A 14,104-nucleotide genomic window follows, 5' to 3' on the forward strand; every position below is an offset into this window, starting at 1 on the left:
TATATGGACGCCAAACCGCCAACCCGGGACGAACTGTGTCCCTTCCCCCTGCGCCAATCCATCGGGTTTCTCCTGGTGCGAACGGCTCTTAAGCTGCGCCTGCTCGGCAACACCATCCTGCAGGAGGCCGGGGAGGAACTTACGGTGGACCAATGGGGCATCCTGAATCTGCTGTGGGAATCCGATGGCCAGACCCCGGTGGAACTGGCCCGTCGCGCCGACAAGGACAAACCCAACGTCACCCGCTTGCTGCAAATCCTGGAAGACAGGGGATACGTCGTGCGCCAGCCCGACCCCAAGGATCGACGCAGCCACAGAATCCTTTTGACCGAGGCCGGCCGGGCCATCAAGGACCGGCTGCTCGAACTGGGCTCCACCTGCCACGAGCGCGCCTGCCAGGGGCTCTCCGCCCAGGAAGTCGCCACGCTCAAGGATCTGCTCAACCGCGTCTACCACAACGTTTCCTGAGTCTCCCCTTCCATTGCCGCTTCGCGGCACGAGGTCGCCATGACACAGCTGCATGAAAAAGCGGTCGAGGACAGCTCGATCGGTCCGTATACTTTTGAGCAATTTCTGGAAGTCGCTGCCGCGTTTCACGGCAACCCGGCGCCGGGACTCATTATCGGCGGTTTCATGGTGGATGCGGCCAGGGCCTTTCTGCCCGAGGGCATCCTGTTCGACGCCGTGGTCGAGACGAAGAAATGCCTGCCCGACGCGGTCCAGATCCTCACCCCGCCAAGCTACGGCAACGGCTGGATGCGGGTGCTCAACCTCGGCCGTTACGCCTTGTCCCTTTACGACAAGACCACGGGCGAAGGCTACCGCGTCTGGCTCGATCCCGAACATCTGAAGGCCTGGCCGGAAATCCACGCCTGGTACCTCAAGACCAAGCCGAAAAAGGAACAGAACCGGGAGCGGCTCTTCGCCGAGATCAAGGCCGGGGCCCGCGCGCTTTGCCGGGTGGCCAGGGTGCGGGCGCGTCCGGACTTCGTGGCCAAGCCCCACATGGGGGCCATCGGCGTGTGCCCGGTGTGCGGCGAGGGCTACCCCACCGCCGACGGGGCCATCTGCCGGGGCTGCGCCGGCGAGGCGCCCTATGTCCGGGAACACGAGTCGCCGCGGCTTCGGGCCGTGCCGGTCGGGGAAGCGGCCGGCCGCCGGGTGCTGCATGACATGACCCGCATCGTGCCCGGCAGTTCCAAGGGCGTTGAATTTTCCGCCGGGGCCGCCATCAGCGCCGGCGACGTCTGCCGGCTGCAGACCATGGGCAAGAACCAGGTCTACGTGGAGGACCTTTCCGAGCCGGACGGTGCCTTCGTCCATGAAAACGAGGCCGGTCTGGCCTTTGCCGAGGCCATGGCCGGTCCGGGCATCGTGACCTCCGGACCGCCGCGCGAGGGCAAGGTGGAGCTGCTGGCCGCGACAGACGGCCTGCTCACGATTGATAAGGAGCGTCTGGTCGCCTTCAACCTCGTCGAAGGCGTCATGTGCGCCAGCCGACAGGCCAACCTGGTGGTGGAGGCGGGCAAGGCCGTGGCCGGCTGCCGGGCCATTCCGCTCTACCTGCCGCGCCGGGTCTTTGCCGCCGCCATGCATGTGCTCGAGGCCGGGCCGCTTTTCGTGGTGCGGCCGATCCGCAAGGCCAGGGCGGGCGTTTTGGTCACGGGCACGGAAGTCTTTTCCGGGCTTATCGAGGACAAGTTCGAGCCCGTGGTGCGGGCCAAGGTCGAGGCGCTTAAAGGCACGGTCGTGGCCGCCGAGAAGGTCCCGGACGACCGCGCCGCCGTGGCCGCCGGCGTGAAAAAGCTGCTCGCCGCCGGGGCCGACCTCATCATCACCACGGCCGGGCTGTCCGTGGACCCGGACGACGTCACGCGTCTCGGCCTCGACGACGCCGGACTGGCCGACGCCGTGCACGGCATGCCGGTTTTGCCCGGGGCCATGGCGCTGGTCGGGCGCATCGGCGACGCCGACGTCATCGGCGTGCCGGCCTGCGCGCTTTTTCACCGCACCACCAGCTTCGATCTGCTTTTGCCCCGGGTGCTGGCCGGGCTGCGGCCAACCCGCCGCGATCTGGCCGCCATGGCCGAAGGGGCCATGTGCCTGTCCTGCCGGGCCTGCACCTACCCCAAATGTCCCTTCGGCAAATAGCCGCCCCTTGACCGTGTGGATTCGCCGTCCTATGGGAGGATGGCGAATCCGCCGGAGGCGCGATGTTACGATTCCTGCCGGCCTCCCTCTTCTGGGGGGCCCTGCTTTTCCTGCCGCTTCGATCCTACGCCTATACGCTGTACGGCTACGAGGACGAGTACGGCATCGTGCATTTGAGCGAGGAAAAGCAGGACGACCATGCCGTGTTGCTCTACCAGGGGCCGACCGATCCCAAAATGGGCTTTCCGGCCATAAAAAAACGCATCCATGCCCTGGGCGCCGTGGCGCAAACCCGCAACGAGGCCTGGATACGCGACGCCACCCGGGCCTATGTGCGCATGGGCTCCGCGCCGCTCGGGCCTTCCGGCTACCCGCCGGTCATCGAATCCGGGCCGCTTATCGACCTTGTGCGGGCCAAAAGCCGGGCCTACGGCCTGGCTCCGGAACTGCTTTACGCCGTCATCGAGCAGGAATCGCGGTTTACGGCCCATGCCGTCTCGCCAAAGGGCGCGGCCGGGCTCATGCAGCTCATGCCCGAGACCCAGACCACCTTCGGCGTGGCCGATCCTTTCGATCCGGAGCGCAACGTGGCCACGGGCGCGAAGTTTCTGCGCGCGCTCATTGCCCGCTTCGGCACCCTGCCACTGGCGCTGGCCGCCTACAATGCCGGGCCGGAGACCGTGGCCCGCTCGGGCGGCATCCCCAACATTCCGGAGACGCAGAACTACGTGGCCCGGATTATGACCCGCTACGCCATGCTTCAGGAAAGCCATCCCGGGCTGGCCCCGAAAAAGTCCGTCCATACGGCCGTCCGGGGCAAGGCGAAGAAGAAACGGTAGTGTCGACTGCTATATTTTCTCTGCGAAGACGGTGTGTTGAGTGCGATACGCACACGTAAGGAACAGTGTTTGCCGGCAGAAGGGCGGCCTGGCTGGCCGTTCGTCGTGGCTTGGTCCCGCGTGGCCTTTGTGACGGGGGAATGTCTTGCATCCGTCGCCGGGATCGGCATCGGTCCCTGGAGGCGTCCTTGGGAGGTCCCATGCGTTTTTTCGTTGTTGCGTTCCTGTTTGCCGGGTTGGCATTCTCCGCCGCCGGCGTGCGCGCCCAGACCCAGATGGAGATGAACGCCACCGCCTGCGACGCGGCCAAAAAAGCCGATGCCGCGCTCAATGCCGCCTATGCCGCCATCCTGCAAAAGAACAAGGATGATCCGGTCTTCATCAGGAAATTGAAGATCGCCCAGCGGGCCTGGATAGCGTTTCGGGATGCCGAACTCGCCGCCCGCTACCCGGCCGAGGATAAGGCCATGGCCTATGGTTCGATGTATAATCTTTGTTATTGCAATGCGCTGGCCGAACTGACCCGCAGGCGCACGGCCGAACTTGCGCCCTGGCGCGACGGCGTGCCCGAAGGGGACGGCTGCGTGGGAAGCTACCCGGTCAGATAAGTCCGGGCGCACGGGAACGAGACAGGATCGCCGGGGGGCCTTGGCCCCCCGGCGTTTTTTTTACCAGTTCTCGGGAGCGATCTCGAAGTAGGCTTGCGGGTGTTCGCAGGCCGGGCACTTGTCCGGAGCGTGGTCGGACTCGATGGAAAAGCCGCAGTTGCGGCAGCGCCACACGACCTTTCCCTCGCGTTTGAACACCTTGCCGGCCTCGATGTTGTCGGCGAGCGCGCCGTAGCGGCGCTTGTGGAAGCCTTCGGCCTTGGCGATATTGTCGAAGGTGACGGCCACTTCGGGATAGCCTTCCTCGCGGGCGATGGCGGCGAAGGAGGGGTACATCTCGTTTTCCTCGTAGGATTCGCCGCCCTCGGCCTCGCGCAGGTTGGCCATGGTGTCGCCGATGACCCCGGCCGGGAAGGTGCCCGTGATCTCGACCTCGCCGCCCTCCAGGTACTTGAACAGGCGCTTGGCGTGTTCCTTCTCCTGGTCGGCGGTTTCGGTGAAGATGGCGGCGATCTGCTCGTAGCCTTCCTTTTTCGCCTTCGAGGCAAAGTAGGTGTAGCGATTTCTGGCCTGGGACTCGCCGGAAAAGGCGGTCAGGATGTTTTTTTCGGTCTTGGAACCCCTAAGCGATTTCATGGAACCTCCACACTGTGGTTTGTCATTCGTCCAGGTATTTTTCCGCCCACTTGATCGCGGTGGCGGTGGCGGGAAAGCCGATGGTCGTGGCCAGGACCAGCAGGGCCTGGCAGATCTCCTCGTTGGTCGCGCCGGCCCGGAGGGCGCGGCGGGCGTGGCTGGATACGGAGGTTTCCGTGCCCAGGGCCGCCGCGGCGGCCATCTGCACGAGCTGGATCGTTTTTTCGTCCAGGGGGCCGCACTGGCGCGCCGCCTTGGACAGGCCGTCAAGGGCCGACATGAATGCGGGATAGTTGCGCGCAAGCATCTGGTAATGCCTGGGCAGCGAGGCTTCCGCCATGACCTTGCTCCTTTCCGGCACGGCTTCGGGCGTGGCCTGTTGTGCGGTCAGTTGCCCGCCTGCACGCGCTTCATGGCGCTAAGCAGCACGCCGAGGTCGGGACGGGTATTGATATCGTGGACATCAATGAAGCGGATGATGCCGTTTTTGTCCACCAGAAAAAGAGCCCGTTCGGCCACGCCGTCGGAGCGCAGGATGCCGAGCTTTTTCGCCAGGCCGCCATGGGGCCAGAAGTCCGAGGCCACGGGGAACCACAAGCCGCCCATCTCGCGGGTCCAGGCGAAAAGGGTGGGGATGTTGTCGACGCTTATGCCCACAAGGGCCGTGTCATTGGCCTCGAAGGCCTCCTTGGCGATGTTGTAGCCCGGCCACTGGCCCGAGCATACCGGCGTCCAGGCGGCGGGCACGAAGGAGATGACCAGGTTCTTTTTGCCCTTGTAATCGGCAAGCCGCACCCGCGAGCCGTCGATGCCCGGCAGGTCGAAGTCGGGCATGGGCTGGCCCACGGCCACGGCGAGTCGGCTGTCCGTGGGGGCGAGATGCCCCACCGGGTAGATGTGGTCGGCCGGCACGCCCGCGGCGCCGGTTGCGGCCATGGCGGGGAACGCGGCGAGCAGGAGAGCCAGGACAAGCGGCAGTGATGCGATGCGCATGGATGGGTTTTCCTTTGGGTTTGCTCTGGCTTACAGGCCGGCCGCCCGGGTGATCGCCGCGAGGTAGTCGGCCGGGGCGCCGAATGCGCCGAGGCTTGCCTGGAGCACGACGTACCCGCCGTGGGGCTTCTTTTTCAGGATGTAGAAAAAGGGCGTTCCCACCTGCCCGACCTGGTTGTGCACGTCGAAGGCCGCGTCGGAAAAAAGCGGGAAGGGCACGGCGTATTTCTGGCGGAAGATGTCCACTTCCACATCGGAGTTGCCGGCCCCGATGCCGACGATCTTGATGCGGTTGCCAAGGCCCCGCTTGTCGATGAGGCTGTAGAGTTCGTTGACGTTGGGCGCTTCGCGTTGGCAAAACGGGCAGTACATGCTGAAAATTTCGACCACCAGCACTTCGGCCGCCACGGCGTTGACGGGTGTTGCGTTTTTCCCCGCCTTGATGCCGAGGTAGGCGGCCGTTTGCGGGCTGACGTCGCCGATAAGCGACACGTCGGGAAAGGGCGTTCCCGGGGCCAGGGGGTGGGCACCCGGAGCCTCGGAAGCTTCCACGGCCAGGGCCGGGGCGGCGGCCAGCGCCAGGATCAGGAAGGCGGCCGGCAGGGCGAACAGACGTTTCATGCATCCTCCAGGCGGGTGTCGGGGCGGTCTTTCACAGTCAATTCCGATTATTAACCACGGACGGCCGTCAGTCAAAGCCCGTGTCGGAAAAAACTGGTCGCCGCGCGGCTCGGGGCGTCATCAATCGGCGGTCTGGGGCGTCAGTATGTCTTGAAGGGCGGCGAAATCGGCTTCGTCCCGGCTTGTGGAGGGGCGCTTGCGCACGGCGGCGCATTCCCGTTCCCACAAGGCCTCGCAGGCGGCCTGGTCCGCAGCGGGACGTTTTTCCATGCGCAGGGCGACAGTCGTTGGCGCATTGTCGGCCAGACCGCTGTCGGTCACGCCGTTGCCCGAAAGCCAGAAGGGGGCGCGCCGGGCGATCAGGTTGTGGCGCAGGGGGTCGGGCAGGATGATGTGCCCGAATTCCTTGTGGTTGTCGCAGAGGTAGTGGGTGTGGAGGTTGTTGTGCCAGCGGTAGGTGATGCTGGTGAAGCGGTTCTCCAGGCCGAAGATGACGAAAAATCCCCGGCCCAGGATGCGGTGCTCCTCCTGGGTGTGGAGCCAGAAGGCGCAGTTGTGGATGTGCCCGGAATGGGACAGGCCGTAGTGGACGCGGTAGACGCCGCCGATCAGCGCGAAAAGCCTGTCGATGTAATGCGGCGCATTGTAGGCGCGGTACTCGTCCTGGAACACGGCTCCGAAATCCGGCGTCGGGGCATGGTCCCAGGCGGCCCGGGTCTGCCCGGACAGCGCCAGCAGGGCGCGGATGTCGGTTTGCGGTGACCCGAAATGCCGTTGGGGCAGCCCGAGGCATTGGGCATAGGCAGCCAGGCGCTCCAGCGGAACACCCAGCCGGATGTCGGCGTCGATGGTGGTGGCGCTTCGAGGCAGGCCAAGCGTGGTCCACGCCTTCCAGTTGAGGACGTGGTCGGGGTCCTTGGTATTTTTACGCCAGGTCTTGCCCAGTATCCGCAAGGCGAGGCGCAAGTGTTCCCCGGCGGCACGATTGCGCGCTTTGGCCGGTCGGCCTGTCGTGATGGCATTGCCCATGACAGCGGCACCCGATGGTCTGATATTTTTCATTTGTCTGACAGAATCACGATGTCCTGTCCAGGGCGATTTCCTTATATTTTCAGTCGGATGTATGCATGATTTCGAGCAAGACCCGGAAGCTTCGGTTTTCTGGTGCTTTCTGTGTCCAAAAACCCAGGAAAAGGCTCTTGTTATGGAGCCGTCCGCAGCGCATAAGAAGTACACATGGCGTTCCCGCCGCCGGGACTGTTGCAGACCTGGGAGGGGTTCCTTCTTTTACGATACATTATTGCGCATTGAAAGTGTTGATATTGAAATTGTTGGAATATTTTAAAACAAATAGTCTAGTGTTTTGTATTAAAAGAGAGATATGTCATATTTGCAGTGCGTTAGTTTGTTAAATAACACACAATGACGTATTTGCATGGTCCATGTCGACTGTTGGACGCTTTGTGCATGCAACATGAAAGATGTTGCCGGGGATTTTTTCTGGAAGAGGGTTTGCTGGAGAAGGGACGGGGCGACAGGGAGCCGCCCCGGGAGGCCGTTCATTTCCGGAAGGGGGAGGAGACGATGCTTACGCCAACGGTGAAGTGGATCATCGCGGTCACCCTGGTGGTGGATGTGGCGCTTTTGTGCTCCTTCATCCATTTCAGGATCAAGCGCAACCGTTCCTCCGCCTTTTTCGATTTCGATCGCTACAAGGAACGCGAACTGTTGCGACGCCACCTCTTGGACTAGTTGCGCGCGTCTTCACGCCGTACACAGACTCCTGCGTTCTTCGAAAAAAGTCGCCTCCTGGTGGCTCTGGCCGACTTGTCGCGCCTTTCTCCACCCACGGTCCGACAGCCGGGATCAGGCGATGCCGGCCGCGTCCAGGGCCTGGCCCAGGTCGGCGATGATGTCCGCCGCGTCCTCGCAGCCCGCCGAAAACCGCACCAGTGTGTCCGAAACGCCCATGGCGAGCCTGGCCTCCCGCGACATCTTGGCGTGGGAGGTCACGGCCGGAAAGCAGGCCAACGTCTCCACCCCGCCGAGGCTCACCGCTTCCAGGGCCAGTTCGAGCCGGTCCATGAAGGTCCGGGCGGCCTGGGGAGAACAGTCGAGTTCGAAGGACAGCATGCCGCCGAAGCCACGCATCTGCCGCCTGGCCACCTCGTGCCCGGGATGCGTGGGCAGCCCCGGGTAATGCACCACGGCGACGCCCTTTCTCCCGGCCAGAAACCGGGCCACGGCCAGGGCGTTTTCGTTGTGCTTGGCCATGCGCAGGGCCAGCGTCTTCATGCCGCGTTCCAGCAGATAGCAGTCGTAGGTGTTGAGGGTCTGGCCGAAATTGACGGCCCGCTCGCGCACGGCCGCCATGAGGGCGCGCGAGGTGGCCACGGCCCCGCAGTTGAGGTCGCTGTGGCCGTTTAGGTATTTCGTGCCGCTGTGCAGGACGATGTCGAAGCCGAAATCCAGCGGTCGCTGGTTGATGGGCGAGGCAAAGGTGTTGTCGATGATGGAGACGAGCCCCCGTCGCCGGGCCATGGCGGCGACGGCTTCGAGGTCCACGATGCGCAACAGCGGATTGCTCGGCGTTTCGATGTAGACGGCCCGGGTCTTTTCCGTCACGGCCGCCTCCAGGCTGGCCGCGTCGGCGTCCGGGACGCAGGTGTAGCCGATGCCAAGGCGCGTCAACTCGGCCAGAAGAAAGCGGTGGGTGCCGCCGTACAGGTCGGCCTGGAGCACGAGATGGTCGCCGGTGGCCAGCACGGCCAGCAGGGACGCGGAAATGGCGGCCATGCCCGAGGCCAGGACGATGGCCGTTTCGGCCCCTTCCAGGGCGGCCAGCTTCTCGGCCGGCGCGAGCTGGGTCGGGATGTTGTTGTAGCGCGGGTACCGGTAGGCCCCTTCCACATCCGGCGCGGCCATGTAGGCGGCGGCCGTATGGATGGGCGTGGTCACTCCCCCGACGGTTCTGTCCAGACGTTCGCCGGCCCGCACGCAACGCGTATGCTCACCCAGTCGCGCGTACTCCATGATGCCGCTCCTTTTCTTTTTCCGATAGTCTATATTGTAACGTTCCTTTTGGTCAACTATTCCGGATCGTTGCTCAGCGCATGCAAAACCGTTCTCTGCCGCAATCGCAACCGGGCCGGCACGCTGCCGTCACAAAATTCAGGGTATGCCCCACTGGTCATTACTTAACGGAGGGTAACCGAGATGCGCCGCTATGTCCTGCCGCCGTTCGCTGCGGCTTCCATCAATCGCGTGGCCTGGATCTTCCTGGCCCTGCTTTTCCTGTCCGCTGTCGCGGTGCGGGCCGATTCCGGCGTCGCGCCGAAGTATGTCTTCTATTTCATCGGCGACGGCATGGCCATGCCCCAGCGCAGCGCCGCCGAGTACTACCTGGCCGCCAAGGACGGCGACGGCAAGCCCGGCGTCGTCAAGCTGGCCATGGACAAGATGCCGGTCCAGGGCCTGACCAGCACCTATTCGCTCAATTCCATCATCACCGACTCCGGCGCGGCCGGCACGGCCCTGGCCACCGGTTTCAAGACCACCAATGGGGCCATCAGCGTCGACAAGGACAAAAAGCCCGTGGCCACCATGGCCGAAATGGCCCGGGACAAGGGCATGAGGGTCGGCGTCGTCTCCAGCGTCTCCCTGGACCACGCCACCCCGGCCTGCTTCTACTCCCACCAGCCCAGCCGCAACAATTACTACGAGATCGCCCTGGACGTGGCCAAAAGCGGCTTCGACTACTTCGGCGGCGGCGGCTTCAAGGACCCCACCGGCAAGAAGTCCAAAAAGGAAGGCGACAAGCCCGATGCCATGGAAGTCATGAAAAAGGCCGGCTACACCGTGGCCAATGACCGCAAGGACATCATGGACGCCAAGCCCGGCATCAAGCTCGTGGCGCTCAATCCCGAACTCGACCGCGACAAGGCGTTGCCCTACGCCCTGGACGGCGACAAGAAGGGCCTGTCCCTGGCCGAATTCACCGCCAAGGGCATCAGCCAGCTCGACAACCCCAAGGGCTTTTTCATGATGGTCGAGGGCGGCAAGATCGACTGGGCCTGCCACGCCAACGACGCGCTCGCCTCCATCGAGGACACCCTGGCCTTCGACGCCGCCGTGGCCGAGGCCGTCACGTTCGCCCAGAAGCATCCGAACGAGACCCTCATCATCGTCACCGGCGACCATGAGTGCGGCGGCCTGACCCTCGGTTTCGCCGGCACCCGCTACGGCAACTACTACCAGTACCTCAAGGACCAGAAGGTCTCCTTCGAAGACTTCTCCCAGAAGCTCGCCGCGTACAAGAAGGCCCACAACGTCGCGGATGCCAAGTTCGAGGACGTGGTGCCCATGATCAAGGAGAGCTTCGGGCTCATCGTGCCCACCGCCGAAGAGCTGGACACCATGAAGAAAAATCCCGTCAAATACTCCTCGAGCCACACCTCTCCGGCCGACCCGCATGGCATGTACCTGCGCGATTACGAGCTCGACGCCGTCAAGGCCGCCTTTGTCCGCAGCATGAAGGGCGAAAAGGAAAAGTCCGAGGACGAGATGGATTACCGGGCCTACGGCGGTTACGAGCCCCTGGCCGTGACGCTCACCCACATCCTGGACAACAAGGCCGGCATCGGCTGGACCAGCTACTCCCACACCGGCGTGCCCGTCGTGACCTCGGCCATGGGCCCCGGTTCCCAGGCCTTCTCCGGCTACTACGACAACACCGACGTGGCCAAAAAGATCATGGCCGCCATGGGCCAGAAGGCCGTGGCCAGCAACTAGCCCGTCGCCCCATACCCGCCCATCGCAACCGTGGGGTGGCCTTCGGGTCGCCTCACGGTTCCTTTTTCAAGGAATCGCTCATCATGGAACATCAGTCTCCCCGGCCGGAATCGCCAAAGGAAACGGCCTCGCCGGCCGCCCCGGCCAATCTCCTCCGCCGCATGCTCGCCCGGATCGACCGGCGCGATGCGCTGCTGGTCGCGCTTTTCGCCGCCCTGACCGTGGTCCTGCTCTATTGGCCGACAGGCTTCGAAAACAGGCTCCCCACCGACGCCGTGCAGGTCAAGGCCCGCATCCTCGACGTGGACAACGCCCACGTGCATCAGTACGGCATCGTGCGCGAAGGCGAACAGCGCGTCACCGCCGTGCCGCTGTCCGGCCCCTTTGCCGGGCAACACATCACCGCCGACAACATCCTGCTCGGCAAGCTCGAACTCGACAAGATTTTCGCCCCGGGAGAATCGGCCCTGCTCGTGCTGTCGCTGCGTGACGGCAAGATCGTCTCGGCCGTGGCCAAGGACCACTGGCGGCTCGGGCTGCAAGGGCTGCTGCTCGGCATCTTTGCCCTGTTTCTGGCCCTGTACGCCGGCTGGACAGGCATCAAGGCCGTGCTCTCCTTCCTCTTCGCGGCGTTGCTCTTGTGGAAGGTGCTGGTACCGCTTTTCCTTCAGGGCTACGACCCGCTTATCGTCACCCTCTGCGTCCTGGCCGTGCTCATGGCCGCCATCATCTTTCTCGTCGGCGGCGTCGGCCGGCGATCGCTTGCCGCCTACCTCGGCGCGCTGGCCGGCATCGCCGTCACCTGCCTGCTCGCCCTGGCCACCGCCCCCGGCTTCGCCCTGCCCGGCGCGGTCAAACCCTACGCCGAAACACTCCTCTACACCGGCTACGCCCACCTGAACCTCGGCCGCATGTTTCTGGCCACCATCTGCCTCGGGGCCAGCGGCGCCATCATGGATGTGGCCATGGACGTGGCCGCCAGCCAGGCCGAGGTCGTGGCCCATAACCCGGGCATCGGCCCCGGTCGCCTGTGCCTCTCGGGATTTCGCGTCGGCCGCGTCGTGGTCGGCACCATGGCCACCACCCTGCTTCTGGCCTACTGCGGCGGCAGCCTTGCCCTGCTCATGGTCTTCATGGCCCAGGGCGTGCCGCTCATAAACGTCGCCACCATGCCCCACGTCGCCGCCGAAATCGCCAACACCCTCGTCGGCAGCTTCGGCCTCGTCACCGCCGCGCCGCTGACCGCCATCGCCGGCGCGCTGCTGCTGCGGCGGCGGTAGGGCGCAGGAGGCTGGGGAGGAACCGGGGCGCTGCCCCGGGCCCCGCCGGGAGGCCATGGGCCCCCCGGACCCCCCGTCCGGTGTGCTTTGGCTGGGCGGGGGAGGGGATGGCTGGCGGTAAGGCGGAGTGTGGAGAAGATGGCGGCGGAATTTGTCGGGACGGTGCCGCCGCTTCGCGGCAGGCTCGTCCCAAACAAATTCCGCCGCCACCACGCCAGTCGCCCCTTTGGGGCGACATTCGGGAAAAAGAGTTTCTTAAAATGCGGCGCTTCGCCGCTGGCGTGGTTGTCGCCGCAATCGTGTCCGGCGTCGAGGCGCGAAGCGCCTCGTGTCGCCGGGCCGATTGCGGCGACAAAGGCATCACCAACCGCTCCCCCACCCGCCATCCCAACCCGGTAAAAGGGGGTCCGGGGGACATCAAGTCCCCCGGCGGGGTCTGGGGCAGCGCCCCAGTTCATTCACTCGTCCACCTCCGTCTTCTCCTCCCGCTGCTCCGCTTGCCAGGCCTGACGCCGGGCGGCGGCTTCCTGGCGCAGCCTGTCCAGAATCTCGTCGTAGCCTTCGGGGCGGTGGGGCCGCAGGCAGGGGGTGCAGTCCTTGATGCCCTGGAGTGTCTGGCAGTCGCCGCCGCAGTTTTCCAGGAAGTAGAGCGGGCAGAAGCACAGCAGGCAGTTGAAGCTTTCGGGGTCGGCTCCCGGGTGGCAGGGAAAGTACTTGCAGGCGGTATTCTGGAAGAAACGGTAGCTGTGTTGCATGGGGGCTCCGGTGGGGCTGCGGGGGAGGCACGGGGTTTGCAGCCTACTGGTTCACGTTTCACTGAATTGAGAAAAACGGGATATCCGCATGGCCATAGAAACCACAAATTCCGCCGCAGGGGACATCTTCAAGAAGGCGGTATCCCGGGTACCGGGGACGGCCAAGATCGGCAAGGATCCCCGCGTGTTCGAGACCATGCTGCAAAGCGGCTACGGGATCAACGGTGCGGTTGGTAAATCGGACAAGCCTGCGATTTCCCGGGAAAACATGATTACCGGCCTGGAGATGCTTACCGGCAAGGGTTCCTCCGATGAGGACGCGGCGTTGGCCATGTTGGGCTATGATAGCGGCGCCAAGGGATTGACGGGAGGAGAGGGCGGTCTGGACAAGTTCCAGGGCAGCGCCCTGGCCACGTTGTCACGGCTGGCCATGCAGCAGGCGGCTACCGAGGCCAAGTCCGCCGCGCCGCCGGCCGCGCCCAAGGGCGGTTCCAGCGTGCGTCGGGTCGTTGACAAATCTTCGGTGCGCATGGCGGTCAATCCCAACTCCCGTCATCCCGACGATCTTGGCCATTTGGGCCGGACGGTGGCGCAATCCGAGGGCGGCGGGTTCACGCAGCGCGAGGAGCAGTTGCTTTTGGCCGCGGCCGGGGCGGAGAATATTTTGGCCGAAACGTCCCGGGTGGAGGCGGCCAAGGATGTGGCCAAGGCCACGCGCAAGGTACTGCCCTCGACGCTCCAATTCAAGGCCGGACGCTTGAGCGCCCAGTACGAGTCCAACAACGAGATCGACTGCATCGGCTACGACCGGCGTGGCGGCACGTCCTACGGCCAGTATCAGATTGCCTCCAAGACCGGCACCATGGGGTATTTCATTAAATTTCTGGAAGACAAGGCGCCGGATCTGGCGACGCGCCTCAAGGCCGCCGGCTCGGCCGATACCGGGGGGAGGACCGGACGCATGCCGACCGTCTGGAAGCAGATCGCGGCGTCCGATCCCAAACGATTCGAGGCCTTGCAGCACGAATTCATCCGTTCGAGCAGCTACGCTCCGGCCGCCAAGAGCATTGTGCTGACCACGGGCGTGGATGTGACCAAGCGGTCCTATGCCTTGCGCGAGGTGCTGTGGAGCACGGCGGTGCAGCATGGGCCGGGCGGGGCGGAGCGGATTTTTTCCCAGGCCATCGACAAGGCCGAGGGAACGGCCGGTCGTCAGGATTTTGACAAAGCTGTAATCGAAGAGGTCTACCGGATTCGGGGCCAGAAATTTTTCCGCCACAACAAGCGGGTGCGCGAGGCGGTCCAGTCCCGGTTCCGCGACGAAAGGACCACGGCCATCGCCCTCCTTGACTAAGGCGGGAATTCTGTCGCGCGCGGCTGAATTTCCGTTTTCCCCACTTTGCCCCGGCCTTGCTTTTCATGTAGAAGGG

The 14,104-nt window shown here is 64.4% G+C and carries 15 protein-coding genes; 8 read left to right on the top strand and 7 right to left on the bottom strand.

The window, feature by feature from the left end; all coding sequences use genetic code 11:
* Positions 1–3 precede the first annotated feature (3 nt).
* The 4 genes from K9F62_08440 to K9F62_08455 all read left to right on the top strand — a co-directional run bounded on the left by K9F62_08440 (position 4) and on the right by K9F62_08455 (position 3,598).
* The gene (locus K9F62_08440; protein ID UJX42685.1) at positions 4–468 is read left to right on the top strand and encodes a MarR family transcriptional regulator; all 465 of its coding nucleotides are present in this window, start codon (positions 4–6) and stop codon (positions 466–468) included.
* A gap of 39 nt (positions 469–507) precedes the next feature.
* Positions 508–2,151, top strand: coding sequence for a trehalose-binding protein (locus K9F62_08445; protein ID UJX42686.1), 1,644 nt, complete (start codon positions 508–510; stop codon positions 2,149–2,151).
* A 62-nt stretch (positions 2,152–2,213) separates the two neighbouring features.
* Positions 2,214–2,990, top strand: coding sequence for a lytic transglycosylase domain-containing protein (locus K9F62_08450; GenBank protein ID UJX42687.1), 777 nt, complete (start codon positions 2,214–2,216; stop codon positions 2,988–2,990).
* A gap of 200 nt (positions 2,991–3,190) precedes the next feature.
* Positions 3,191–3,598, top strand: a complete 408-nt coding sequence (locus tag K9F62_08455) for a DUF1311 domain-containing protein (GenBank protein ID UJX42688.1) — start codon at positions 3,191–3,193, stop codon at positions 3,596–3,598.
* A gap of 60 nt (positions 3,599–3,658) precedes the next feature.
* Here the strand turns inward: K9F62_08455 and K9F62_08460 are convergent, their stop codons facing one another.
* The 5 genes from K9F62_08460 to K9F62_08480 form a co-directional block, all read right to left on the bottom strand.
* The gene (locus K9F62_08460) at positions 3,659–4,234 is read right to left on the bottom strand and encodes a rubrerythrin family protein (GenBank protein ID UJX42689.1); all 576 of its coding nucleotides are present in this window, start codon (positions 4,232–4,234) and stop codon (positions 3,659–3,661) included.
* A gap of 22 nt (positions 4,235–4,256) precedes the next feature.
* Positions 4,257–4,574 carry a carboxymuconolactone decarboxylase family protein gene (locus K9F62_08465; protein ID UJX42690.1) on the bottom strand — a complete coding sequence of 106 codons (318 nt, stop codon included), beginning with the start codon at positions 4,572–4,574 and terminating at the stop codon, positions 4,257–4,259.
* A 47-nt stretch (positions 4,575–4,621) separates the two neighbouring features.
* Positions 4,622–5,227 carry a redoxin domain-containing protein gene (locus K9F62_08470; protein ID UJX42691.1) on the bottom strand — a complete coding sequence of 202 codons (606 nt, stop codon included), beginning with the start codon at positions 5,225–5,227 and terminating at the stop codon, positions 4,622–4,624.
* A gap of 30 nt (positions 5,228–5,257) precedes the next feature.
* Positions 5,258–5,848 (bottom strand): TlpA family protein disulfide reductase, encoded by a 591-nt coding sequence (locus K9F62_08475; GenBank protein UJX42692.1) that lies wholly within the window; start codon positions 5,846–5,848, stop codon positions 5,258–5,260.
* Between the two features lie 120 nt (positions 5,849–5,968).
* Positions 5,969–6,877, bottom strand: coding sequence for a hypothetical protein (locus K9F62_08480; protein UJX42693.1), 909 nt, complete (start codon positions 6,875–6,877; stop codon positions 5,969–5,971).
* Between the two features lie 555 nt (positions 6,878–7,432).
* On the opposite strand from K9F62_08480, the gene K9F62_08485 reads away from it, so the two are divergent.
* Complete coding sequence (locus tag K9F62_08485) at positions 7,433–7,600, top strand: hypothetical protein (GenBank protein UJX42694.1); 168 nt, start codon at positions 7,433–7,435, stop codon at positions 7,598–7,600.
* Between the two features lie 114 nt (positions 7,601–7,714).
* Here K9F62_08485 and K9F62_08490 read toward each other — a convergent pair whose 3' ends face one another.
* Positions 7,715–8,881 (bottom strand): PLP-dependent aspartate aminotransferase family protein, encoded by a 1,167-nt coding sequence (locus tag K9F62_08490; protein UJX42695.1) that lies wholly within the window; start codon positions 8,879–8,881, stop codon positions 7,715–7,717.
* A 183-nt stretch (positions 8,882–9,064) separates the two neighbouring features.
* Between K9F62_08490 and K9F62_08495 the strand changes: the two genes are divergently transcribed.
* Complete coding sequence (locus tag K9F62_08495) at positions 9,065–10,639, top strand: alkaline phosphatase (protein ID UJX42696.1); 1,575 nt, start codon at positions 9,065–9,067, stop codon at positions 10,637–10,639.
* A gap of 161 nt (positions 10,640–10,800) precedes the next feature.
* Positions 10,801–11,919, top strand: coding sequence for a YibE/F family protein (locus K9F62_08500; protein UJX43172.1), 1,119 nt, complete (start codon positions 10,801–10,803; stop codon positions 11,917–11,919).
* Positions 11,920–12,377: 458 nt separating this feature from the next.
* Here K9F62_08500 and K9F62_08505 read toward each other — a convergent pair whose 3' ends face one another.
* Positions 12,378–12,674: a cysteine-rich small domain-containing protein gene (locus tag K9F62_08505; protein UJX42697.1), complete on the bottom strand. Its 297-nt coding sequence runs from the start codon at positions 12,672–12,674 to the stop codon at positions 12,378–12,380.
* An 88-nt stretch (positions 12,675–12,762) separates the two neighbouring features.
* On the opposite strand from K9F62_08505, the gene K9F62_08510 reads away from it, so the two are divergent.
* Positions 12,763–14,028 (top strand): hypothetical protein, encoded by a 1,266-nt coding sequence (locus K9F62_08510; protein UJX42698.1) that lies wholly within the window; start codon positions 12,763–12,765, stop codon positions 14,026–14,028.
* The last annotated feature ends 76 nt before the right edge of the window (positions 14,029–14,104 follow it).

Source organism: Desulfovibrio sp. JY, from assembly GCA_021730285.1.
Lineage (GTDB): Bacteria > Desulfobacterota > Desulfovibrionia > Desulfovibrionales > Desulfovibrionaceae > Solidesulfovibrio.

Coding starts and splice junctions, on each gene's coding strand:
- K9F62_08470 (UJX42691.1), bottom strand. CDS start 5,227: ATGCGCATCGCATCACTGCCGCTTGTCCTGGCTCTCCTGCTCGCCGCG.
- K9F62_08455 (UJX42688.1), top strand. CDS start 3,191: ATGCGTTTTTTCGTTGTTGCGTTCCTGTTTGCCGGGTTGGCATTCTCC.
- K9F62_08475 (UJX42692.1), bottom strand. CDS start 5,848: ATGAAACGTCTGTTCGCCCTGCCGGCCGCCTTCCTGATCCTGGCGCTG.
- K9F62_08495 (UJX42696.1), top strand. CDS start 9,065: ATGCGCCGCTATGTCCTGCCGCCGTTCGCTGCGGCTTCCATCAATCGC.
- K9F62_08510 (UJX42698.1), top strand. CDS start 12,763: ATGGCCATAGAAACCACAAATTCCGCCGCAGGGGACATCTTCAAGAAG.
- K9F62_08445 (UJX42686.1), top strand. CDS start 508: ATGACACAGCTGCATGAAAAAGCGGTCGAGGACAGCTCGATCGGTCCG.
- K9F62_08480 (UJX42693.1), bottom strand. CDS start 6,877: ATGGGCAATGCCATCACGACAGGCCGACCGGCCAAAGCGCGCAATCGT.
- K9F62_08500 (UJX43172.1), top strand. CDS start 10,801: ATGCTCGCCCGGATCGACCGGCGCGATGCGCTGCTGGTCGCGCTTTTC.
- K9F62_08460 (UJX42689.1), bottom strand. CDS start 4,234: ATGAAATCGCTTAGGGGTTCCAAGACCGAAAAAAACATCCTGACCGCC.
- K9F62_08440 (UJX42685.1), top strand. CDS start 4: ATGGACGCCAAACCGCCAACCCGGGACGAACTGTGTCCCTTCCCCCTG.
- K9F62_08505 (UJX42697.1), bottom strand. CDS start 12,674: ATGCAACACAGCTACCGTTTCTTCCAGAATACCGCCTGCAAGTACTTT.
- K9F62_08450 (UJX42687.1), top strand. CDS start 2,214: ATGTTACGATTCCTGCCGGCCTCCCTCTTCTGGGGGGCCCTGCTTTTC.
- K9F62_08465 (UJX42690.1), bottom strand. CDS start 4,574: ATGGCGGAAGCCTCGCTGCCCAGGCATTACCAGATGCTTGCGCGCAAC.
- K9F62_08490 (UJX42695.1), bottom strand. CDS start 8,881: ATGGAGTACGCGCGACTGGGTGAGCATACGCGTTGCGTGCGGGCCGGC.
- K9F62_08485 (UJX42694.1), top strand. CDS start 7,433: ATGCTTACGCCAACGGTGAAGTGGATCATCGCGGTCACCCTGGTGGTG.